This window comes from Qipengyuania atrilutea (assembly GCF_013370205.1).
GTDB lineage: Bacteria > Pseudomonadota > Alphaproteobacteria > Sphingomonadales > Sphingomonadaceae > Actirhodobacter > Actirhodobacter atriluteus.
The window spans coordinates 461,564-484,227 of record NZ_JABWGV010000002.1; the positions used below are offsets into that span (position 1 = coordinate 461,564).

Sequence of the window (22,664 nt, forward strand, 5' to 3'; positions counted from 1 at the left end):
GCCGCCGCGCCTCAGTGGTTGTGGCGCGGCAGTTTGCGCGAAGTTTGACGGTATTTAAGCGCGAAGTCCATCACCCCGCCTTCGGCAAGCTGGCCGGTCTTCTCGCGGAACAGTTCTTCCCACGGGGTCTGGCTTTCCGGAATGGGCGGCTCGGGATCGTCGGATAGCCGGCGCGCGATCTCGCCTTCCTCGACTAGCGCATTGCAGGTGCCTTCGTTGAGGTCGATGCGAATGGTGTCGCCGGTGCGTAGCCACGTCAGGCCGCCGCCCGCCGCGCTTTCGGGCGAGACGTTGAGGATCGAGGGGCTGTCGCTTGTTCCTGATTGCCGCCCGTCTCCGAGTGTCGGCAGCCACTGCGTCCCCTTGCGGATAAGCGCATCGGGCGGCTGCATATTGACGACTTCCGCGCTGCCCGGCCATCCGATTACGCCCGACCCGCGAATGACGAGGATGCAATTCTCGTCGATGTCGAGCGAGGGATCGTTGATCCGGTGGTGGTAGTCGTCCGACCCGTCGAACACGATTGCGCGGCCTTCGAACACGTTCTCGTGACCGGGGCGAGAGAGATAGCGTTCGCGGAATTCGTCCGAAATGACCGAGGTCTTGAGGATGCTGGTATCGAACAGATTGCCGGTCAGGACGAGGAAGCCCGCCTTTTCCATCAGCGGATCGGCGAAGGGGCGGATCATTTCGCGGTCGCTGCTTTCGCGGCCTTGCAGATTGTCCGCCATGCTCGCGCCGGTACAGGTAAGCGGCTGCTGTGCCAGTTTGCCCGCTTGCAGCAGTTCCCACATCGCTGCAGGCACGCCGCCCGCGCGGTGGAAGCGTTCGCCGAGATATGCGCCCGCCGGCTGCATGTTGACGAGCAGCGGCAGGTCGTAGCCGTGCTGCTGCCAGATTGCGGGTTCGAGTTCGATCCCCGCATGACGCGCCATCGCGACGATATGCGGATGCGCGTTGGATGATCCGCCGACGACGCTGACCAGCGCGATGGCATTGAGGAACGCCTCGCGCGTCAGGATACGTGAGGGGCGCAGGTCCTCATGCACCATGCCGACGATGCGCTGGCCCGTACGGTAAGCGATCTGCCCGCGTTCGCGGTAGGGGGCGGGGATGGCCGCGCAGCCGGTCAGGCTCATGCCCAGCGCTTCGGCGACCGCGTTCATCGTGCTCGCCGTGCCCATCGAGTTGCAATGGCCTGCCGACGGGGCACTGTCTGTGGCGCGGCGGAGGAACTCTTCCTCGTCGATCTCGCCTGCCGACAGCTTGCGGCGGCTGCGCCAGATCACCGTCCCGCTGCCGACGAGTTCGCCGTTGTGCCACCCGTCGAGCATCGGGCCGCCCGACAGGACGATGGCGGGGATGTCGACCGTGCTCGCCGCCATGATCTGGCTGGGCGTGGTCTTGTCGCACCCCGTCGTCAGCACCACACCGTCGATGGGATAGCCGTTCAGGAGCTCGACGAGGCCGAGATAGAGCAGGTTCCGGTCGAGTGCCGCGGTCGGCCGGCGGCAGTTCTCGAATATCGGATGGACGGGAAACTCGATCGGGATGCCGCCCGCATCGCGGATGCCGTCGCGCGTGCGCTTCGCAAGCTCCAGGTGGATGCGGTTGCAGGGCGACAGATCGCTGCCCGATTGCGCGATGCCGATGATGGGCTTGCCGCTGCGCAGTTCCTCCGGCGTGACGCCGTAATTCATGAACCGCTCTAGGTAGAGCGCGGTCATGTCCATCCGTTCCGCGTTGTCGAACCAGTCGCGGCTGCGTAGGCGGCGGGCGCCCTCGTGCTGACCGCTCACGCCGATTTCTTTCTTTCGCCGCGGGGTGAGGTATCGGAATTGCGGCGGACGAGCGTGTAGGGGAAGATAACGGTTTCCTCTTCGGCGGCGGGCCGCTTGTGGCGCGCACGTTCGGCGATCATGGACACGGCCTTCGCCGTCATCTCGCGGATCGGTTGGCGAATGGTTGTGAGTTCGGGCCAGATCGAACTGGCGAGGTCCGTATCGTCGAAGCCGCACACCGTGACGTCGTTCGGCACGTCGAGGTGCAACCGGTGCGCCACGGCGACGGAAGCCGCCGCCATGTCATCGTTCGAGGCGAAGATCGCGGTCGGCTTGACCGCGGCGTTCAGCAGCTTTTCCGCCGCCAGCATCCCCGAACGGTAGGTGAAGTAGCCCTGCGTGACGAGTTCGTCGTGCACCTCCAGGCCGGCATCGTCCATCGCCGAGCGGAAGCCTTCGAGCCGCCGCGCGCTGGCGACCTGGTCGGGGTTGCCGATGATGAAGCCGATGCGCTCGTGACCGAGGCCGATGATGTGGCGGGTCATGTCGTAGGCTGCCTGGAACTCGTCGATCAGCACCGTGCCCTGCGCGCCGGTGGCTTTGCCGCGGCCGACTGCGATGGCGGTGCCGCCTTCCTCCCGGATGAGGTCGAGCACGCGCTGGTCGTCGCACAGCGGCGGCGGCAGGATGAAGCCGTTGATGCCGCCTTCGGTCATCTTCTTGACGAGGTCGGCGTGGTCCGGCGAATTGTCGCAGCTTTGCACTTCGAGGTGGACATCGCGCCGGGTCGCTTCTTCCAGCGCGCCCATCAGAAACTCCGCGAGGTAGGACGCGGAAGGATTGTCGAAGACGAGCGCGATGCGGATCTGTCCGCCGCCGGCGAGCGAGCGGGCGGCGCGGTTCGGCTTGTAGTTGAGCTTGCGTACCGCTTCCATCACCTGGTCGCGGGTCGTATCGCGCACATTACCGCCGCCGTTGATGACGCGGCTTACCGTCATCGGCGAACAGCGCGCTTCCCGCGCGACGTCGGCAATGGTCGAGACCGTCGTACTGCGCCGCGAGGAACGCTTGCGATCGGTCTTCCGGTCATGCGAGGTGGTCGAGGGGCGCGTGCTCATGCGCGCCTGCATAGCGCGCAGGTAGCGGTATCAGCAAGCATTCAGAGAGATGGGTGTGGGACGGTCCTTGACAGCCTATCGGGCCGCCATGATGGTAGCGCTCGCAAGCGGGACCAAAACCAGAGGATCGAGGATGCAGAGCGACCGGGGCGAGATAGAACGCGTCGTCATCGTCGGCGGGGGGACGGCGGGCTGGATGGCGGCCGCCGCCATGTCGCGCTATTTCGACAATGGCCGGCGCACGATCACGCTGGTCGAGTCCGATGCGATCGGCACGGTCGGTGTAGGCGAGGCGACGATCCCGCCGATCGTCAGCTTCAACCGGATGCTCGACATCGACGAGAACGCCTTCCTGCGCGCCACGCGGGGCACGTTCAAACTCGGCATCGAATTCGTGAACTGGGGGAAGGTCGGCGACCGCTATTTCCACCCCTTCGGCTCTTACGGGCAGGACCTTCACGGCATCCCCTTTCACCAGCTTTACCTGCGCGAAGCGGCACGCGGCGAGCCGGGATCGATTTCGGATTATTGCATGAGCTGCGCGGCGGCGGCGCAGCGCCGGTTCGGCCGCCCGCAGCCGGGCGCGCAGTCACTGGTCTCGCAGATCGGCTACGCCTTCCACTTCGATGCGAGCCTCTACGCCAAATTCCTGCGGGGCATGGCCGAGCGCCAGAAGGTCGTGCGGCGCGAGGGGAAGATCGCGCAGGTCCACCGCGACGGGGAAAGCGGCGATGTCCTGTCTGTCGAACTCGAAAGCGGAGAGCGGATCGAAGGCGACCTGTTCCTCGACTGCTCCGGCTTTCGCGGGCTGCTGATCGAAGAGACGCTGGAAACGGGCTTCGAGGACTGGAGCCAGTGGCTGCCCGTCGATAGCGCGCTGCCGCTGCCGACAGCGAACACCGGCTCGCCCGATCCCTTCACCCGCGCCACCGCACACGGTGCCGGCTGGCAGTGGCGCATTCCCTTGCAGCACCGGACCGGCAACGGGCACGTCTTCTGTAGCGATTATATGGACGCTGACGAGGCGGAGCGCATCCTGCGCGAACATGTCGAGGGCGAGGCTCTGGCGGACACTCGTTTGATCCGCTTCAAGACCGGGATGCGCAGAAAGGCGTGGAACCACAACGTCATCGCGCTCGGCCTGTCGGGCGGGTTTCTGGAGCCGCTGGAATCGACCAGCATTCACCTCATCCAGAACGGTATTGCGCGGCTGTTCGCGCTGTTTCCAGATAGGCCGATCAACCCGCTCGAGCGCAGCGAATACAACCGCGGAATGCGCGACCTCTACGAGGATATCCGCGACTTCATCATCCTCCATTACAAGGCGACGCAGCGGGACGACACTCCGTTCTGGCGCTATGTGGCGAACATGGACGTGCCCGATAGCCTCGCGCACAAGATGGAGTTGTGGCGGCTTCACGGCCGCGTATTCCGCGAGAATGCGGAGCTGTTCAATATAACGAGCTGGATCGCTGTGATGCTGGGGCAGAATATGGTTCCGCGCAGGCACGATCCGATCGCGGATACGCTCGACGAGGCGAAGGTCGCTGCCGCCATGCGCCAGATGCGTGCTGCCTATGCAGATACCGCTGCGCGGCTGCCTTCGCAGGAAGATTTCCTGCGGCGAGCGGGCGCGTGGGCGGAGGAAAGCGAAGCGCCCGCCATGATGGCGGCGGCCCGCTGAAACCGGCTCAGCCCGGCGCCGGCGCGAGCACCGACTGCAGCCATTCCGCATAGGGCGGGCTGGCGGCCAGCGCCGCATCCACTTTTGCGGCGAATGCGCCCTGTGCTGCGTGCATCCCTTGCGCGCCTTCTGCGCGGCTGACGGGAATCTCGCCGCCCTCGATGCCGAGCGCGGCGAGCAGCGAGACGATTTCCTCGTTCATTAGCGCGCCCTCTTCGGAATGCGGAATGCGCCCTCGCCGCGCGTACTGGTCGAGCAGGTTTTCGAGCGCGGGCGAGCGCTCCAGCCTGCCGTAGACCCGCTCCGCTTCGAGCGCGGCGTAATACAGGCCTAGCGTATCGCGCACGCCCTCCGCCATTAGTTCGGCGCGCCGGTTGAACTCGCCGCGCTCGCGGGCATCGACCTCGCGGCCGGGGAGCAGTTCGAGCAGCAGGTCGAGCTGTCGGTGCGCAAGGTCGAGATTGAGGAACCCCAGCGGCTCGAATCGCGCCGCCGCATCGCCAAGCGCGACAACATTGCCCTGCCACGGCGTCGCCATCGCGCCCGGCGACAGCGGCACGACCGCGACCGGCGCGCTTCCGCCGAGAACGTCGGCCGCCTGTGCCGGGTCGGCACTGTCTCGCACGCCGAGTATGCGCTGATGCCCGTCGCGCGCCGCGTGGCCGACGACCCAACCTTCTTCGGTCATCGCGGCATGATCTTCGAGCGCGAGCACACCCCGGCCCGGCCGCTCTAGCACCACGGCGCGCACCGGCAGATATGCGGACCAGTCGTTCCATTCGAGCCGCGGCAGCCGCGAGACGAGCGCGCCGCGCGTTCCGCTGCAATCTACGAACAGCTCGGCGCCGAGCACTTGTCCGCCCGTCAGCCCGATCGCCGATACCGTGCCGTCCGCATCGGCTTCGAGCGAGGCCACCTCGCCCTCGACATATTGCACGCCCATCTTCTGCGCACGGCCGATCAGCAAGCTGCGGTAGGCGCCGACATTCCAGCGCAGCGCGTAGTCCACTTCGGCGAGCGGAGTGCTCTCGCCCGGTCCCGGCGGGCGGAAGCGTCCGGAGGCTACCAGTGCCTCGGCCAGCGAGCCTACTGTCTGCTGCGCACTGCCACTACGCGAACCGCCACCCCATTCGCGTGCGAAGCGGCTACGCAGTTTCGTTTCGGGCAGTGCGCCGTAGGCAGCAAAGCCCTCGTGTCCGGCGGTGAACCCGGTCGTCCGCATCAGCAGCCGGTGGCTCGCGCCCGCTTCGGATACCAGCACCGCTTCGTCCACGCCAAGCCGATCGTGCAGCCGGTTGGTGAAGGGCAGGGCGGTGCCCAGCCGGTCGGCCAGCGCATTCGGATCGGGCGGCGTGCCGACGACCGTCACCTGTGCCATCGGTACTGCGCGTTTCAGCGCCAGCGCGGTCAGAACGCCGAGCTGGCCGCCGCCGGCGACGATGATGTTGCGGAGCGGTTCGCGCGGCTCGCTCATGGCGCGTCGGCCAGGCGCGCGCTCTCGCGCAGCAGGTAATCACGGTGGCCCGGCATCTGCGAAACTTCGCTCGCAATCGTATCCCTGAGCTTTCCGAAAGCGGCGAGCATCTGGTCCTCGCGCGGGATGGCGGCGCGCGGATCGTGGCGTTCGGGCAGCAGCCCTTGCCCGACATAGACCGCGATCCAGCTTGCATCGTAGAACAGCCCGTTCGAATATTTCTCGACCCGGCCCGCCTCGCGCCAGAGCTCCATTTTGCCTGCGAGGCTATCGGGCACTTCCATCGTGCGGACGTGGTCCCAGAACTCGGAATCGTCGCGGGTGGTCGCATTGTAATGAAGGATCAGGAAATCCCGCACTCGGTCGTATTCGAGATCGACGAGGCGGTTGAACTCGTCGCGGTCGCGCGGGTCGATCTTGCCGCCGACCGGGAACAGCTCGACCAGGTAAGTAATCGCCATCTGCGCAAGATAGATCGAGGTGGATTCGAGCGGTTCGAGGAAGCCGCTCGCGAGCCCCACGCCGATGACGTTGTGGCTCCAGCTTCTGCTGCGCCGGCCGGGGCGGAAGCGGAGCACCCGCGGGTCGGCAAGCTGCGTGCCTTCCGCCGCGCCGATGATCGCCTCGCACGCTTCGTCTTCGGAGATGAACGCGCTCGCAAACACGTAGCCGTTACCGATCCGGTGCTGCAGCGGGATGCGCCAGCGCCAGCCGGCGGGCATCGCGGACGCGGTGGTATAGGGCTCGATTTCCTCGCGGACGTGGGCGCAGGGCATGGCCGCCGCCCGGTCGCAGGGAAGCCAGTGCGTCCAGTCTTCCCATTCCTCGTCCAGCGTGTCGCCGAGGAGGAGCGCACGGAAGCCGGAGCAGTCGACGAACAGGTCGCCCTCGATCCGCGTCCCGTTTTCGAGCACCAACGCCGTGACGTCGCCGCTTTCGCTGTCGCGCTCGACTTCGGTAACGCGCCCCTCGGTCCGCGTGACCCCGTTCGCAAGGCCGAAGTCGCGCATGAACGGGCCGAACAGCGTCGCATCGAACTGATAGGCATAGCCGTAGGAAGAGGCGAGGCTGCCGTCCATCGCAGGCGGGGCGAAGCGGTTCGCCTTGGCCGCGGCGACGGCGAAAGAATACTGGTCGAGCGGCCCGGCCTTGCCGCTGCGTTCCAGTTCCAGCCAGTAATGGTGAAAGCCCACGCCCGCGACCGGCTCGCCGAAACTGCCGAAGGGGTGGATGTAGCTCGTGCCGATGCTGCCGAAGTCCCTGAAGTCGATGCCCAGCTTATAGGTCGCGTGGGTCGCCTTCATGAACGCCGCCTCGTCAATGCCGAGCCGTTCGACGAAGCCGCGAATGTGGGGCAACGTCGCTTCGCCCACGCCGACGATGCCGATGTCCTCGCTCTCGACGAGATGGACCTCGGCAAGGCCGGGCAGCAGCTTTGCCGTCGCCGCGGCCGTCATCCAGCCCGCCGTACCGCCGCCGAGGACGACGACGCGAACGGGCCGGGGTGACGTATCGCTCATGATGCTGCGGCGGGCGCGGTTATCCCTGCATCGCTTCGAGTTCGAGGCCCTTCGTCTCGCGGACCATCTTCCACACGAAGAAGACGCTGATCGCGGCGCTGATGGCATAAAAGCCGTATGCACCGGTCAGGCCGATCGTGCCGAGCATGATGGGGAAGGTCATGGTGATGCCGAAGTTCGCGGTCCACTGTGCGAAGCCGCTGACCGCAAGGCCCGAGCCGCGGATCTGGTTCGGGAACATTTCGCCCAGCATGACCCACATGACCGGACCCCAGCTAAAGTTGAAGAACGCGACATAGACGTTGGCCGCGATCAGCGCGGCGAGGCCCGCCCCGTCTGACAGCTGCAGCGTGCCGTCCACTAGCGAACCCGACATGAAGGAAATCGACATGATGCCGAGGGTGATCGCCATGCCGACCGAACCGATCAGGAGCAGCGGCTTGCGCCCGATCTTGTCGATCAGCGCGATGGCCACGATACAGGCGGCAATTGAGATCGAGCCGCTTAGGATGTTGATCTTGAGCGCGTCGCTTTCGCTGAAGCCCACCGCCTGCCAAAGCACCGCGCCGTAGTAGAACACGACGTTGATGCCGACGAGCTGCTGGAACACGGCAAGGCCGATGCCGGTCCATACGATCGGGCGAATCTTGCCGCTGTGCCGGTCGAGCAGGTCGGACAGGCGCGGTTCGTGATCGTTCGCAATCGAGGTCTGGATTTCGCCGACCTTGCGGGCTGCGAAGCTCGGGCCGAACAGCCGGGTCAGCACGCCGCGCGCTTCGTCCGTGCGCTGCTTGGTGACGAGGAAGCGCGGGCTTTCCGGAATGAACAGCAGCGCGACGAGGAAGATCGTGGCCGGAACCAGTTCGATCCAGAACATCCAGCGCCATGCCTCGAACCCCAACCAGAACTCGTTGGTCGATGCGCCCGCAGTTTCGGCGAGAAGGTAGTTGGACAGGAACGCGGCAGTCAGGCCGATGATGATCATGACCTGCTGAATGCTTGACAGCCGGCCGCGCAGGTGCGCCGGGGTGACTTCGCTGATGTAGGCGGGAGCAAGCACGCTTGCCGCGCCCACTGCAAAGCCGCCGATGATGCGGTAGATCACGAACTCGGGCGAGGAGGTCGCAATCCCGGAACCGTAGGCGCTGATGATGAAGAATGCCGCGGCGATCAGCAGGGTGCGCTTACGGCCCAAGATGTCCGACAGGCGTCCGGCGACGAACGCGCCAACCGCGCAGCCCAAAAGCATGGAAGCGACGTTGAAGCCCGTACCGACATCGTCGGAATCAAACGCGGCGCGAAGGCCGTCGACCGTCCCGTTGATGACGCCGCTGTCGAAGCCGAACAGAAATCCGCCGAGCGTCGCAACTGCAACGATCGCACCGATCAGCCCCATGTTTGTTGTTTCGTGCGTTTCCGCCTGCGCCATCGAACCCTCCCTTGGTGGTGCAGCGTCTTGACGCGCCGCGACCCGAAAATGTTACCGCTACCTAGAGCAGCCGGAAGCCGTGTGGCAAGCGGTTTGCGCGGCCCCTACCGCTTCATTTTCGGGCAGGCCGTATCGGGGGGCTCAAAACGCCGAAACGCGGGCAATCATTTCCCCGCGTTTTCGCTGCGCGCGACTTCGTGCAGCCAGTCGGCGTGGCGCGGGGCCTTCTTCGTCTCGCTCCATTCGTCAAGCATCGGCATCGCGACGCGTTTCAGTTCCGCATATTGCTCGTCGGTCCCGATGTCGGTGGCGAGCTCGACCCGGTGGCCGTTGGGATCGAAGAAATAGATCGACTTGAAGATGCCGTGATGCGTGGGCCCGAGCACTTCGACGCCCTTGCTTTCGACGTGCTCCTTCGCGGCGAGCAGTTCGTCCTCGCTATGCACGCGGAAGGCAAGGTGCTGCACCCATTTGGGCGTGTTCTCGTCGCGGCCCATGTCCTTCTGGTTGGGCAGTTCGAAGAAGGCGAGCACGTTGTTGTTACCGGCATCGAGGAAGACATGCATGTAGGGATCGTATTCGCCGGTCGAGGGCACGTGGTCCTCGCTGAAGGCGCTCATATATTCCATGCCGAGCATTTCCTCGTACCATTGGACCGTTTCCTTCGCGTCCTTGCAGCGGTAGGCCGCGTGGTGGACGCCGCCGAGTTTGGGCGGCCCGCCGGTGTTGGTTCTCGCTTCGGTCATTTCCTGCTCCCACGGTAATTGTTTCTCAGCTTACCAGATAGTCGCGTAGGACGCTTTGGCAACGTGTCGGGGACGGCAGGCGGGGCTATGACTGGACGGCTTTGTTTGCGCGCTATACCCCCTCTCAGTCCCACTAGACCCCATTTCGAGGCGCTTTGACCCCTATGAACGAACATCATCCTGGCCCCCTTGCAGGCGTTCGTATTGTCGAGTTCGCCGGTATCGGCCCGGCCCCGCACTGCGCCATGCTGCTCGCCGACATGGGCGCGGAGGTCCTCAGGATCGAACGGGAGGGTACCGCCGTCATGAACCCGGTGGTGGAGCGCGCGCGGCAGCGCTTGGCGCTCGACATCCGGACTGAGGATGGGCGCGAGAGATGCCGCGAGATCATCGCGCGTGCCGACGTAGTGCTCGAAGGCTTCCGGCCCGGCGTGATGGAACGGTTGGGGCTGGGTCCGGACGAGCTTTGCGGCGCCGATCCGCGCCTGATCTACGCGCGCATGACCGGCTGGGGTCAGGACGGCCCGCTCGCCAAGACCGCCGGGCATGACATTGGCTACATCGCGATAACCGGCGCGCTCGACGCCATCGGCAGGCCCGGCGAACCGCCGATCCCGCCGCAGAACCTCGTCGGTGATTTCGGCGGCGGCTCGCTCTACTGCGCGCTCGGCATCGTCGCGGCGCTGTTCGAGCGGGAACGCTCGGGCAAGGGGCAGGTGGTCGACGCAGCGATTGTCGACGGCGCAACCAGCCTGATGAGTTTCTTCTTCGGCGCGCGACATCTGCAGCAGCTTTCCGCGAAGCGCGGCGAAGGGATGCTGGGCGGCGCAGCGCATTTCTACCGCAGCTACGAATGTGCGGACGGACGGTATATCGCTGTCGGCGCGATCGAGCCGCAATTCTACGCCGAACTGCTGGAGAAGATCGGTGCGGACGAAGCGCTCGCGCAAGGTCAGCTGAACCCGGCGAACTGGGACGATTACACCGAGCGGTTGGCCGAACTTTTCGCCGGCAAGCCGCTGTCCGACTGGATGGACTTGCTCGATGGGAGCGACGCCTGCGCCGCGCCGGTCGTGCCGTTGGAGGAAGCGCGCGACCATCCGCACCTGAAAGCACGCGGCAATTACGTCGAGCACGGCGGCACTTGGCATACGGCCCCCGCGCCGCGATTCTCGCGCACCCCGGGCGCGATCCGGGAAAGCGGCGAGGACGGGGAAGAACTCGCCCGCAAATGGGCATCAGAAGAAAGGGAGCCGCGGTAATGGCAGGCAGATATTTCGGCGAATGGGAAGTCGGGCAGCGGATCGAGCACGAAATCCGGCGCACGGTCACGGAAACGGACAATCTGCTCTTCACGGCCATGACGCACAATCCGCAGCCGCTTCACCTCGATGCGGAGGCCGCGGCGAAAAGCGAGTTCGGGCAGATCTTGGTGAACGGGACCTTCACCTTCTCGCTGATGGTCGGCCTGACGGTCGGCGACACGACGCTCGGCACGCTTGTCGCAAACCTTGGCTATGACAAGCTCGTGATGCCGAAGCCCGTTTTCATCGGGGACACGCTCCACGCGACGAGCGAGGTCCTCTCGGTCAGGGAAAGCAAGTCACGTCCGGGTGCAGGGATCGTCGCTTTCGTGCACGAGGCGATCAACCAGCGCGGCGAAGTGGTATGCCGCTGCGAACGCTCCGCTTTGCTGGCGAAAAAGCCCGGCTAGACATCAATGTGTAGCGCTTGTGGACCCGTTTAATCGTTTGATTGGTTGTCGCGGTTAAAAGGGGGAATGATGGGCAAGGAACCGCAAAGCGCGACCGAAACGGTCGAAAGCCTCGAACACTTGGCGGAGGACAGGGACGAGGTCCGGCTTGCCGACGTGCTGGACGAGTTCGGCAAGCGAAGCTTCGGGCCGTTCATGTTCATTCCGGCAATTCTCGAACTCTCGCCGATCGGCGGGATTCCGGGCGTTCCGACGGTCCTCGCCGCCTTTATCGCGCTAATCGCATTACAACTGCTGCTAGGGCGCGACCACGTCTGGATTCCGAAGTTCGCGGAGAAACGAGCGCTGCAATCGGACAAGCTGATGAAGAGCGCGAAGAAACTGGAAGGCTTCGCGGAAAAGCTGGACCACTGGTTCAAGGGGCGCCTTTCTCAGTTCACCGGCCCGACCTGGCAGAAGGTTTCGGCCGTCGCGATTATCCTGCTGTGCCTCACCGTACCGCCGCTCGAGTTCATTCCCTTTGCGAGTTCCGCGCCGATGCTGACCATCGCCGCCTTCGCGCTGGCGCTCACGGTCCGGGACGGGCTCCTGACCCTGATTTCCTGCATTTTGTCGGTGGTCGCCATCGGGGTCGGCACCTATCTGTACTACACGTCCGATGGTTCGAGCGGCGGATCGTTTTTGCCGTTCTGACTGCGGACCGTGTTAACGAATGCGCGTAGACCTGCCCAAAATCGAGAAAATTGATCGCTCCGAGCGGTTTTCGGAAACTTGTCATTCATTCTCGGTGGCCTACATTGGGACGGTTAGAAGGAATCACCGAATATGAGCGACGAACGCGATCCCAACGAACAGGGCGGCGGCGGTCCGAACCCGTGGATCAAGAGCCTGATGATCTGGGGCGGGATATTCCTCGCCCTGCTCGTCGTGGTGTCCGTGTTCGGAAACAACTCCGCGCCTCCGGGCGAGACGATCGGCTATAGCGATTTCCGCAGCCGCGTCGCCGAGGGTTCGGTCGAGAGCGTGCAGATCGCGCCTGACCGTATCTACGGCAAGCTCAAGAACGACGAGACGTTCACCACCGTTCCGGTCGCTAACGACACGGACCTGACGCAGCTGCTCGACGAAAACGACGTCGCCTATTCCGGACAGGCTCCGGAAGAGATGAACGTGCTGTGGGTTATCCTGATCCAGTCGCTGCCGTTCATCCTGATCCTGGGCATCGCGTTCTTCGCCCTGCGCCAGATGCAGAAGGGCGGCGGGGCAGGCGGCGCGATGGGATTCGGCAAGTCGAAAGCGAAGATGCTGACCGAACGGCACGGCAAGGTGACCTTCGCCGACGTCGCCGGTATCGACGAAGCGCGCGAGGAACTTGAGGAAATCGTCGAATTCCTCAAGGATCCGCAGCGCTTCAGCAAGCTCGGCGGTCAGATCCCGAAGGGTGCATTGCTTGTCGGTTCGCCGGGTACGGGTAAGACGCTGCTGGCTCGCGCCATCGCTGGCGAGGCCGGTGTGCCGTTCTTCACGATCTCCGGTTCTGACTTCGTCGAGATGTTCGTCGGCGTGGGTGCAAGCCGTGTGCGCGACATGTTCGAACAGGCGAAGAAGAATGCGCCCTGCATCCTTTTCATCGACGAGATCGACGCCGTCGGCCGCAGCCGTGGCCACGGGCTCGGCAATTCGAACGATGAGCGCGAGCAGACGCTGAACCAGCTGCTCGTCGAAATGGACGGGTTCGAGGCGAATGAAGGCATTATCATCATCGCCGCGACCAACCGTCCCGACGTGCTCGACCCCGCACTCCTGCGCCCCGGCCGTTTCGACCGTCAGGTCGTCGTCCCGGTGCCGGATATCGATGGACGCGAGAAGATCCTTGCCGTGCACATGAAGAAGGTCCCGCTGGCCCCCGATGTTAACGCCCGCACGATCGCGCGCGGTACGCCCGGCTTCTCTGGCGCAGATCTCGCCAACCTCGTGAACGAGGCCGCCCTGCTGGCCGCGCGCCGCAAGAAGCGCCTCGTCGCGATGCAGGAGTTCGAGGACGCCAAGGACAAGGTCATGATGGGTGCGGAGCGCCGCAGCATGGTCATGACCGACGACGAGAAGAAGATGACCGCCTATCACGAGGCCGGTCACGCCATCGTTGCAGTGCACGAAGATGCGTCCGATCCGATCCACAAGGCCACGATCATCCCGCGCGGCCGTGCGCTGGGTATGGTGATGCGCCTGCCGGAGCGTGACAACTACTCCTATCACCGCGACAAGATGCACGCGAACCTGTCCGTTTCGATGGGCGGCCGCGTGGCCGAGGAAATCATCTTTGGCTATAACAAGGTGTCGTCCGGCGCATCGTCCGACATTCAGTACGCGACCGACCTCGCCCGGAACATGGTCACCAAATGGGGCATGTCGGACAAGCTGGGACCGCTCCAGTACGAGGCGAGCCAGGAAGGCTATCTCGGCATGGGCGGTACGCAGCGCACGATGGGCGGTGCGGAAACGAACAAGCTGATCGACGCGGAAATCAAGGAACTGGTGGAAGGCGCTCACAAGCGCGCCACCCAGATCCTGACCGAGAACGAAGCGCAGCTTCAGCTTCTGGCGCAGGCACTGCTCGAATATGAAACGCTGACCGGTGACGAGATCACGCAGCTGCTCGAGAACGGCAAGATCGACCGCCCCGACGAACCGCGCGGCCCGGTACCGGTGAAGCCGATCCACGGCTCGGCGATCCCCAAGGCCGGGAAGAAGTTCGGCGGATCGGGCGATACGGCTCCTGCGTAAGCAACAGTGACCGTAAGGTAACAGGCGGCGTCCGGACATGATCCGGGCGCCGTTTTTTGTCTCTATAATACGCCGAGTGCTAGCAGGATCGTCAGAAACAGCATCAACACGATCACCACGAACCATTCGAGTATGAACAGTCTCGTAAGCGTCGAGCGCTTGCTGAGACCGTAAGTGCCCCGCAGTTGCAGCGCGTGGTGAACCGGAATGCCCAGTACGATGGTGGTAACCAGGAACTCGCTCGGCATGCCAAGCCTCGCGAGCACCAGCGCAAGCGACAACAGCAGCGTCGTAAAAGCGATCGAATAGGTCACGAATACCGCGTGCTCATAGAGGCCGAACTCGCGGCGCCAGAAGAACAGCAGCCACACGAACGGCAGCGATAGCGGGATCAGCAGCCAGCTGAACTTGTAAAGATTGGCCTGCATCTTCGTGGCGAACACGGCGGGCTGCATCGATATCTTCTCGTCGATCAGCGCGCCGAGCCGGTTGATGGTTTCGTTGCTTTCCGACCGGAGCGCTGGTTCGCGCGCTTCACCGCCGTCTTCTTCGCCGCTCCATTCTTCGAGGGCCTGCGAAACGAGGGTCCGGGCTGCGACCGCTCGGTCCCTCCTGTCGCTTTCGAGGCGTTCGAGCGTGTCTTCCGCTTCGCTTGCCTGCTCGGCTCCGGCGACTTCCTCGATCCGCGCGATCTCGCTGACCCCCAGATCGCTCTCGCCGCGGGCGATTTCTTCGAGCGACATCTCCGCCTGCCGCAAGGCTGGCGTCACCATGTCGCCTGCGTTTATCGCGCCGAAGTTGATGCCCAGCACCTGCAGCACGAGGAACAGCGCGAATACGGAAAACAGGAACATGGAAAAGGGGGAGACGAACTTCTTGCGCTCGCCGTCGATATAGCGGCGGCTGAGCTTGCCGGGCTTCGCGACCAGCAAGCCCAGAGTGTCCCAGAACTTCCCGTCCAGATGAAGCACGCCGTGGGTGAAGTCGTGGGCGACCGCATGGATACTGCGCGGCAGATGGGCATCCTGCCCGCATTCGCGGCAATGCGGTCCGGTAAGCGGTGCTCCGCAATTGAGGCATCGTTCCGAGTGAAAATGCCCGCTCCCGTCAATCGGCCCGGCGCGTTTTTTGCTCGCTGCGCAGTGCTCGTCGTTCACCGGTATTCCCCCTTGTACCGCCAACGTCTTGCGGCTCGACTATAATGGTGCGGCGTTCCCGTGCAAGGCGGCTGATGCATGGGAACAAAAAAGGAACACCGGAGGTTTGTTGGGAAAGGAGTATTTCATGTCAGCAACTACCCCCACGACCCACCCCAAGTCCGATCCCGTTTCCAATGCGGAGAAGGACCCGGACAACTGGACGACCGGTGACGAGAAAATGACTGGCGCACAGGCGAGTTACCTGAAGACGCTATGCGAAGAGGCAGGCACGCCCGATGCCTATGATGAGAGCCTGACCAAGGCTGATGCTTCCAAGATGATCGACGAACTTCAGGCGAAGACCGGACGCGGCAAGGACTGATTTCGCACCCGCTAGGAGGTCTTGGCCAGCTTCCGCTCGATTGCGGTCCAAAGCTGCGCCACGGCCTTCGCTGCCGGCGAACTGGCGGCGAACGCCCCGACCGGTTCGCGGCGCACTGCGCTTTGCTCCATCGCGCTTGCCATCGGAATTGCCGGCCAGCCCGGATTGGCGGCGCGCGCGTCGCGGTGGAGTGCGCGTCGCATGTCGAGCATGGACAGAACCGGCAGTATCGGCGGGTGGTTCTTGCCGATCTCCTTGACCTCCTTCACCACCATCTCGAACGCGCGGTGGGAAAGCGGTGAGGGCGGCAGCGGTACGATGACCACGTCGGCGGCGTGCATGACTTGAGCGCTGATTTCGTTGAGTACCGGAGGGCAATCGAGCACGATCCGCTCGTAATTCTGGCCGAGGCTTTCCGCAAGCTTGGCAAGGCGCCTGCGTTTGCCGATCCTGCTGAGCCGCGCATCAAGCCCGCGAATGCTTTCGTCGGCAGGCAGCACGTCGAGATTGGCGAAGGGCGTGCTCGTAATCAGTTTCTCGGGCTTGCGGTCCTGCGTGAACACGCTTTCCGCACGCCCGGTGCTCGGCGGATCGACCCCAAGCATATAGGCAGCACCGCCGGCTGCATCGAGGTCCCACAGCAGCGTGCGGCGGCACGATATGGCGGACGAACACCAAGCCAGGTTCGCTGCCAACGACGTCTTTCCGACTCCGCCCTTGACGCTGTAGACTGCGATTACCGCCATGATGCCTCGCCACCGAATGGGTTTTCGCGGCGATAATATGAAGGACGCCCCAAAAACAAAAGGCCGCCCGATCGGGGCGGCCTCATGCGATTGTTCTTTTCCGACACACCGGTCGGGCCTGCGGCAAGATCAGCCGTCGTAGTCGGCCCCGATCGACGTCGAGCGGGCCGGCGCGGATGCGGTGATACGCAGAGCCTCGGCGGACTGGCTGAGCGAGCCGATGTCGTCGGCCTCTTCCTCATCATCCGGCAGAATCTTCTGCAGGCTGGTGACGAGGCTCTCCTGAAGGTCCTTCGGCTTGATCGTCTGCTCAGCGATTTCGCGCAGCGCGACCACCGGGTTCTTGTCACGGTCGCGGTCGACCGTCATCTCGGCACCGCCGGAAATCTCCCGAGCCCGCTCTGCGGCAAGCAGTACGAGATCGAAACGGTTCGGGACCTTGTCCACGCAATCTTCTACGGTAACGCGCGCCATCGAGCACTCCGGTATAATCTGTCGGTTGGCTGGAAAGCGCCCCAAATAGGCCTCAACCTCGGTAGAGTCAAGGTTTTCACCCGGTTTGCCGCCAGCGCGCATTTGCCAGCCGGGGCCGCCCGCGCTACCGGTTCGCGATGGGAGTTGAGCAGGGGCAGGGCAGCGACATCGGGCGCACGCAATACAGCGATCCCGCTCCGTTTTCGCATCGCTGCGGCGCGATCGAATTTCACTTCTACCCCGCCGGGAAGGACCGGCGCGAAGCATTGCTCGAACTGCTTCAATCGGCGAAGCGAACGCTGAAGCTGTGCTTCTACATATTCATGGAAGACGCGATCAGCACCGAGGTTCGGGATCGACTGCGCGAAGCGGCACAGCGGGGCGTCGAGGTCACGCTCATCCTCGACCGTTTCGGTTCGGAAACCAGCGAGGAGTTTCTCGCGCCGCTACGCGATGCGGGGGTGACCTGCCGCTATTTCAGCGACAAAATGTCGCACCGCTACCTCATCCGCAACCACCAGAAGATCGTCATCGCCGACGACGAGCGCGCCATGTTCGGCGGGTTCAATATCGAGGACGACTATTTCGCTCCGCCCGAAGAAAACGGGTGGAACGACCTCGCGATACGGATCGACGGGGAGCCGGTCGACGGATTGGTCGACTGGTTCGCGAAGCTCGACGACTGGACCGCAAGACCCAATGCGCGCTTTCGCGAGATTCGGCACACGGTAAGGGGTTGGAGCTGGTCCGAGGGCGACACCTGCTGGCTGGTCGGCGGTCCGACCAAGGGGCTCAGCAGCTGGGCAGGCGAGGTCAGCAAGGACCTCGGATCGGGTCACCGGCTCGACATGTTCATGGCCTACTTCAGTCCGCCGAAGAAATTGCTGCGTTGTATCGGCCAGATTGCTTCGAAGGGCGAGACACGTCTGCTGATGGCGGGCAAGTCGGACAATGCCGCTACGCTCGGCGCAGCGCGTTCGCTATATGATTACCTACTGCGCAAAGGCGCAAAGATCTGGGAATTCATGCCCTGCAAGCTGCACACAAAACTGCTGGTCGTCGACGATACCGTCTATTTCGGCAGCGCCAATTTCGACATGCGCAGCCTCTATCTCAATCTCGAACTGATGCTGCGGGTCGAGGACGCGGACCTTGCCCAGAGGATGCGCGAGTTTGTCACTCATCATATCGCGGCATCAAAGGCGATCACGCCTGAGGTTCAGAAAAAGCGCGCCACGCTTTGGAACCGGATACGCTGGAACCTGGGCTGGCTGCTCGTCTCCGTGCTCGACTATACGGTCAGCCGCCGCCTCAACTTGGGGCTGTAACGCCTTAGTCGTAGCCGCTGCGGCGGTCTTCTTCGGCCAAGTCGCTGAAGCGCGTGATCTTTGGCTCGAAACGGAGGCGCACCTTGCCCGTCGCGCCGTGACGCTGCTTGGCGACGATCAGCTCGGCGAGGCCGTGAACCCGCTCCATCTCCGCCATCCAGGCCGCATGGGCCTCGTGCGTCTTGCCATCGTCGTCCGCCTGCGGGACCTTGGGTTCGCGTGCGGCGACGTAATAGTCCTCGCGGTAGACGAACCAGACCATGTCCGCGTCCTGCTCGATCGAGCCCGATTCGCGCAGATCCGACAGCATCGGCCGCTTGTCGTCGCGCTGTTCCACCGCACGGCTGAGCTGCGAGAGCGCGATGACCGGCACTTCGAGTTCCTTCGCCAGCGTTTTCAGGCCGCGCGAGATTTCGGAGATTTCGTTCACTCGGTTGTCGTTCGCCCGGCCAGATCCTTGCAGCAGCTGCAGATAGTCGACCACGATCAGGCCGATGTCATGCCGCCGCTTCAACCGGCGAGCGCGGGTTCTAAGCGCAGCGATGGTCAGCGCCGGCGTATCGTCGATGAACAGCGGCAGTTCGGCCAGCCGCTGGCTCGCGAAGGACAGCTGCTGGAAATCGTCGCGGCTGATCTTGCCCATGCGTAGCGCTTCGGACGAAATCTTCGCCTGCTCTGCCAGAATACGGGTGGCGAGCTGGTCCGCGCTCATTTCCAGGCTGAAGAAGGCGACGCCCGCCCCGACCGTCGCTTCGATCCCGTCGGCCTGATCGCGCAAAAAGCGGTCGGCGCAGTTGAATGCGATATTGGTGGCGAGCGAGGTCTTGCCCATACCGGGACGCCCGGCGAGGATGATGAGGTCGCTATCGTGCAGGCCGCCTATCCGCTCGTTCACCGTGGTGAGGCCGGTGGTCTTGCCCGAGATATTGCCGCCCGAATTGATCGCGCGTTCGATAAGCCCCAGCGCCTTGTGCGTCGCCTGTCCGAAACTTTCCGCTTCCTTGCCGGTCGATGCGCCTTCCGCGACGCGGAAGAGGTCGGCCTCGGCCTGCTCGATCTTTTCGAGCGGCGCGACCTCGTCGGAGGTATCGAGCGCGCCTTCGACGAGGTTGCGCCCCACGCTGACCAGTTCGCGCAGCAATGCGAGGTCGTAGATCTGCGCAGCGAGTTCACGCGGCGCGAGAAGGCCCTGTCCGTCGGCCGTCAGCTTGGCGAGATAGGTAATCCCGCCGAGCTGTTTCAACGCATCGTCGGCTTCGAAATAGGGCTTAAGCGTAACCGGTGTGGCGATCGCGCCACGGTCGATCAGTCGCAGAACGCGGTCGAAGATGCGCTGGTGCAGCGGTTCGAAGAAATGCTCGGGCCGAATCGGTGTCTGCAGGTCCTCGATAACCCGGTTGTCGATCAGCGCCGCGCCGAGGAAGGCCGCTTCCGCTTCGAGATTGCTTGGCAGGGTGCGGCCCTGCGCGCCGCTGTCGCCGCTCGAATCGCGGTCGATTTCCGCCGGGCGGATGAGAAGATCGGTCTGGGCCATGCGCCGCCTTTTGCCGGAGTGCGCTGCCTGCTGGCAAGGGCGCTGGAAGCGCGAATGTCACAATCGCCCTGTGGATAGCGGGGAAGACCACATGGGGTATTGCAGGCAGCCTGCCGCATCTGCGAAAGGACCCATGACAATGTCTGGCCCCGCTTCCTCCACCGATGCCGATCACCGGATCGCGCATGTTACGCTCGACGAAGAGACGATCATCTGGCGCAATGCCGATATCGAGCAGGAGCGCCGGGTCGCGATCTTCGACCTAATCGAGGAGAACACCTTCAGGCCCGTCCGTGCGGCCGCGCGTGGTGCAACTGGGCCGTACCGCATAACGCTTGCCGTGCGCGACGGACGATTGCAGATGACGATCGCGAACGAGGACGACCGCGAACTTGAGACCCTGCTGCTCGGCCTGGCACGGTTTCGCCGCCCGATCCGCGAGTATTTCGCTATCTGCGATAGCTACTACCAGGCCATCCGCAATGCGACGCCGACGGAGATCGAGACGATCGACATGGCACGGCGAGGCATCCACAACGAGGCTTCGGAGCTTCTGCTGGAGCGGCTCGACGGCAAGATCGAGACCGATTTCGCGACCGCGCGGCGGCTGTTCACGTTGATCTGCGTACTTCACATCAAGGGTTGAGCGAAGCGGATGGCGACAAGGAGACCCAGCAGGAGGGGGCGTTGGGCACGCCGTTTGCTCGCGCTGCTGCTACTCGCAGGGTTGGTCGCGGCGGGTACGGCGTGGTGGCGCGCACAGCATTGGACACCCGATGCCGCGGTTTACCCCGACCAAGGTGTTCATGTCGGCGAGATGTCAGGAGAAGTGAACCTGCGGACCGCGCGTGCGCTCGGTGCCGGTTTCGCCTACCTCGATGCGAGTATCGGCGGCGACGGCAAGGACCGGTCGTTCACCCGCAATTTCGAAAGCGCGCAGCAGCTCGGCTTGCCGGTCGGCGCGGTGCATCACTTCGATCCGTGCATTCCGGCGGACCCGCAGTCGGCGAATTTCGTGACGATCGTACCGCGCGATACTTCGCTGCTTCCGCCCGCAATCGCGATGGACAAGCTGGCTGCGGAATGCCCGCAGCGGGTCAGCGAAGCGGCGGTGGCGAGCGAACTCACCACGCTCGTCAACCAGATCGAGATCCACGCCGGGCGGCCCGTGATCCTCAAGCCGTCGCGCACGTTCGAGCGGGCCTACGGCATCGCCGGGCGGATCGAGCGTAACCTCTGGCTGACGTCCAACTGGACGGAACCGGGCTATGGCGGCAGACCTTGGCTGCTGTGGACGGCGAACGATGCGCTCGTCAGCGACGTATCGGACGAGCCGGTAGCATGGGTGGCCGTGCGTCCATCAGGAGATGTGAACGATGAGTGACGACGAACTGATCGCCGCGGCGCGCGCCGCTGCCGAAAAGTCCTACTCTCCCTACTCGCGCTTTCCCGTAGGAGCGGCCTTTCGCTTCGCAGACGGTTTGGTGGTGACCGGTACGAATATCGAGAACGCGAGCTATGGTCTGTCGCTCTGCGCGGAGACCGTGGCGGCAGCGAAGGCAATGGATGCCGGTGTTCGCGGGGGGCTTGAAGCCGTTGCAGTGACCGGTCCGGGCGACGAGCCGATCACGCCTTGCGGCAGGTGCAGGCAGGTGTTGAACGAACTTGCGAGCCTGGGCGGAACCGACCCCGACATCTTGTGCGTGGGAACATCGCAGGTGCACCGGTTGAAACTGTCAGCATTGCTGCCGCACGCCTTCGGACCATCCAGCCTCGCCGCGCACGATTGAGGTGCTGTCCCGGCGCGCAGTTCTGGAAGGGGCAGGCGGGGCGCTTGCCGCAGCCAGCCTTGCTGGACCTCTCGCCGCCGCCAGCACTTGCAAACCGGAGCGGCTGCGACTGGGCGATACCGTAGGGCTGGTGGCGCCGGCCGGCACGCTCGAAACGCCGGACCAGCTTTCCATCGCGGAGCACTGGATACGCGGCATGGGCCTAATCCCGAAGGTCGGCCGCCACGTATCGGACACCTACGGCTATCTTGCCGGAACGGATGCCGAGCGCGCAGCGGACCTCAACGCCATGTTCGCCGATGACGCAGTGAGCGGCATTTTTGCCGTGCGCGGAGGTTGGGGCGGGGCGAGGATCCTGGAGCTGCTCGACTGGGAAACGATCTGCGCCAATCCCAAGCTGTTCATCGGGTTCAGCGACAATACCGCGCTGCATCTCGCCATTGCCGAGCGCGCAGGATTTCCGACGATCCATGGCCCCAATGCTGCAAGCAGCTGGCCCCGAACGAGCTGGGAAAGCCTGTGGCGGCTGGCCTTCACCGGCGAAATGCCGACGCTGGGCGGCGGCGACGCGGGCCGGTCGATCACCGGCGGTACGGCGCGCGGCAGGCTGCTAGGCGGCAACCTCACGATCATCTCGACCCTGATGGGAACGCCGTGGATGCCCGATTTGAGCGGCGCGATCCTGTTCCTCGAGGACATCGACGAGGCGGAATACCGCATCGACCGGATGCTGACCCAGTTGCGCCTCGCCGGTGTGCTCGAACGGCTGTCAGGCATCGTCTTCGGGCAGTGCACCGATTGCAGGTCGCCGACTGCCGAGACGTCAGGCTTCACCTTGAACGAAGTGCTGGACCAGCACCTGCGCCCGCTCGGCATACCGGCCTTCACCGGTGCCAACATCGGTCACGTGAGCGGGCAGGTATGTCTGCCCTCGGGCGTACGTGCCGAGCTCGACGCCGACGCGCGCACGATTACCATGCTGGAGCCTACGGTAGCCTAGAAGGGGTCAAGCGGCACCAAG

21 protein-coding genes are annotated in these 22,664 nt (G+C 64.1%); 11 read left to right on the forward strand and 10 right to left on the reverse strand.

Annotated elements, in window-relative coordinates; all coding sequences use genetic code 11:
* Window positions 1-11: 11 nt before the first annotated feature.
* Together HUV48_RS07185 and HUV48_RS07190 are read right to left on the reverse strand one after the other, a co-directional pair.
* Window positions 12-1,799 carry an IlvD/Edd family dehydratase gene (locus tag HUV48_RS07185; RefSeq protein ID WP_176267102.1) on the reverse strand — a complete coding sequence of 596 codons (1,788 nt, stop codon included), beginning with the start codon at window positions 1,797-1,799 and terminating at the stop codon, window positions 12-14.
* Complete coding sequence (locus HUV48_RS07190) at window positions 1,796-2,899, reverse strand: LacI family DNA-binding transcriptional regulator (RefSeq protein ID WP_176267103.1); 1,104 nt, start codon at window positions 2,897-2,899, stop codon at window positions 1,796-1,798. Before HUV48_RS07190 ends, HUV48_RS07185 begins: the two co-directional genes overlap by 4 nt.
* A gap of 133 nt (window positions 2,900-3,032) precedes the next feature.
* On the opposite strand from HUV48_RS07190, the gene HUV48_RS07195 reads away from it, so the two are divergent.
* Complete coding sequence (locus HUV48_RS07195; RefSeq protein ID WP_176267104.1) at window positions 3,033-4,583, forward strand: tryptophan halogenase family protein; 1,551 nt, start codon at window positions 3,033-3,035, stop codon at window positions 4,581-4,583.
* Window positions 4,584-4,590: 7 nt separating this feature from the next.
* Here HUV48_RS07195 and HUV48_RS07200 read toward each other — a convergent pair whose 3' ends face one another.
* From HUV48_RS07200 to HUV48_RS07215, 4 genes are all read right to left on the reverse strand, one after another.
* Window positions 4,591-6,057, reverse strand: a complete 1,467-nt coding sequence (locus tag HUV48_RS07200) for a tryptophan 7-halogenase (RefSeq protein ID WP_176267105.1) — start codon at window positions 6,055-6,057, stop codon at window positions 4,591-4,593.
* On the reverse strand, window positions 6,054-7,577 hold the full coding sequence (locus tag HUV48_RS07205; RefSeq protein WP_176267106.1) for a tryptophan halogenase family protein: 1,524 nt from the start codon (window positions 7,575-7,577) through the stop codon (window positions 6,054-6,056). Before HUV48_RS07205 ends, HUV48_RS07200 begins: the two co-directional genes overlap by 4 nt.
* 19 nt (window positions 7,578-7,596) lie before the next feature.
* Window positions 7,597-9,006 (reverse strand): sugar porter family MFS transporter, encoded by a 1,410-nt coding sequence (locus HUV48_RS07210; protein ID WP_176267107.1) that lies wholly within the window; start codon window positions 9,004-9,006, stop codon window positions 7,597-7,599.
* A 164-nt stretch (window positions 9,007-9,170) separates the two neighbouring features.
* On the reverse strand, window positions 9,171-9,752 hold the full coding sequence (locus HUV48_RS07215) for a VOC family protein (protein WP_176267108.1): 582 nt from the start codon (window positions 9,750-9,752) through the stop codon (window positions 9,171-9,173).
* Window positions 9,753-9,916: 164 nt separating this feature from the next.
* Here HUV48_RS07215 and HUV48_RS07220 point away from each other — a divergent pair, with 164 nt between their 5' ends.
* The 4 genes from HUV48_RS07220 (at window position 9,917) to ftsH (ending at window position 14,250) form a co-directional block, all read left to right on the forward strand.
* The gene (locus HUV48_RS07220; RefSeq protein WP_176267109.1) at window positions 9,917-11,014 is read left to right on the forward strand and encodes a CaiB/BaiF CoA transferase family protein; all 1,098 of its coding nucleotides are present in this window, start codon (window positions 9,917-9,919) and stop codon (window positions 11,012-11,014) included.
* The gene (locus HUV48_RS07225; RefSeq protein ID WP_176267110.1) at window positions 11,014-11,466 is read left to right on the forward strand and encodes a MaoC family dehydratase; all 453 of its coding nucleotides are present in this window, start codon (window positions 11,014-11,016) and stop codon (window positions 11,464-11,466) included. The genes HUV48_RS07220 and HUV48_RS07225 overlap by 1 nt, the downstream gene beginning before the upstream one ends.
* Before the next feature lie 66 nt (window positions 11,467-11,532).
* A complete protein-coding gene (locus HUV48_RS07230; protein WP_217906719.1) occupies window positions 11,533-12,159 on the forward strand; it encodes an exopolysaccharide biosynthesis protein in 627 nt (208 codons plus the stop codon).
* 132 nt (window positions 12,160-12,291) lie between these two features.
* Window positions 12,292-14,250: an ATP-dependent zinc metalloprotease FtsH gene (gene ftsH, locus HUV48_RS07235; RefSeq protein ID WP_176267111.1), complete on the forward strand. Its 1,959-nt coding sequence runs from the start codon at window positions 12,292-12,294 to the stop codon at window positions 14,248-14,250.
* 62 nt (window positions 14,251-14,312) lie between these two features.
* On the opposite strand, the gene HUV48_RS07240 is transcribed toward ftsH, so the two are convergent.
* The gene (locus HUV48_RS07240) at window positions 14,313-15,407 is read right to left on the reverse strand and encodes a DUF3667 domain-containing protein (RefSeq protein ID WP_176267112.1); all 1,095 of its coding nucleotides are present in this window, start codon (window positions 15,405-15,407) and stop codon (window positions 14,313-14,315) included.
* Between the two features lie 127 nt (window positions 15,408-15,534).
* Here HUV48_RS07240 and HUV48_RS07245 point away from each other — a divergent pair, with 127 nt between their 5' ends.
* A complete protein-coding gene (locus tag HUV48_RS07245) occupies window positions 15,535-15,771 on the forward strand; it encodes a DUF3072 domain-containing protein (protein ID WP_176267113.1) in 237 nt (78 codons plus the stop codon).
* An 11-nt stretch (window positions 15,772-15,782) separates the two neighbouring features.
* Here the strand turns inward: HUV48_RS07245 and HUV48_RS07250 are convergent, their stop codons facing one another.
* Window positions 15,783-16,517, reverse strand: coding sequence for a ParA family protein (locus tag HUV48_RS07250; protein ID WP_176267114.1), 735 nt, complete (start codon window positions 16,515-16,517; stop codon window positions 15,783-15,785).
* Window positions 16,518-16,646: 129 nt separating this feature from the next.
* Window positions 16,647-16,991, reverse strand: a complete 345-nt coding sequence (gene rpoZ / locus HUV48_RS07255; protein WP_176267115.1) for a DNA-directed RNA polymerase subunit omega — start codon at window positions 16,989-16,991, stop codon at window positions 16,647-16,649.
* Between the two features lie 137 nt (window positions 16,992-17,128).
* Between rpoZ and HUV48_RS07260 the strand changes: the two genes are divergently transcribed.
* Complete coding sequence (locus HUV48_RS07260; protein WP_176267116.1) at window positions 17,129-18,319, forward strand: phospholipase D-like domain-containing protein; 1,191 nt, start codon at window positions 17,129-17,131, stop codon at window positions 18,317-18,319.
* A gap of 4 nt (window positions 18,320-18,323) precedes the next feature.
* On the opposite strand, the gene HUV48_RS07265 is transcribed toward HUV48_RS07260, so the two are convergent.
* Window positions 18,324-19,853, reverse strand: coding sequence for a replicative DNA helicase (locus HUV48_RS07265; RefSeq protein WP_176267117.1), 1,530 nt, complete (start codon window positions 19,851-19,853; stop codon window positions 18,324-18,326).
* Between the two features lie 139 nt (window positions 19,854-19,992).
* On the opposite strand from HUV48_RS07265, the gene HUV48_RS07270 reads away from it, so the two are divergent.
* From HUV48_RS07270 to HUV48_RS07285, 4 genes are read left to right on the forward strand one after another with little or no spacing between them, the layout of a single operon-like run.
* Entirely contained in the window at window positions 19,993-20,499 is a 507-nt protein-coding gene (locus HUV48_RS07270; RefSeq protein WP_176267118.1) for a UPF0262 family protein, read from the forward strand.
* Between the two features lie 54 nt (window positions 20,500-20,553).
* Complete coding sequence (locus HUV48_RS07275) at window positions 20,554-21,237, forward strand: glycoside hydrolase family 25 protein (RefSeq protein ID WP_225871566.1); 684 nt, start codon at window positions 20,554-20,556, stop codon at window positions 21,235-21,237.
* Window positions 21,230-21,643 carry a cytidine deaminase gene (locus HUV48_RS07280; RefSeq protein ID WP_176267120.1) on the forward strand — a complete coding sequence of 138 codons (414 nt, stop codon included), beginning with the start codon at window positions 21,230-21,232 and terminating at the stop codon, window positions 21,641-21,643. The genes HUV48_RS07275 and HUV48_RS07280 overlap by 8 nt, the downstream gene beginning before the upstream one ends.
* 1 nt (window position 21,644) lies before the next feature.
* Window positions 21,645-22,643: a S66 peptidase family protein gene (locus HUV48_RS07285; RefSeq protein ID WP_176267121.1), complete on the forward strand. Its 999-nt coding sequence runs from the start codon at window positions 21,645-21,647 to the stop codon at window positions 22,641-22,643.
* Window positions 22,644-22,664 lie beyond the last annotated feature (21 nt).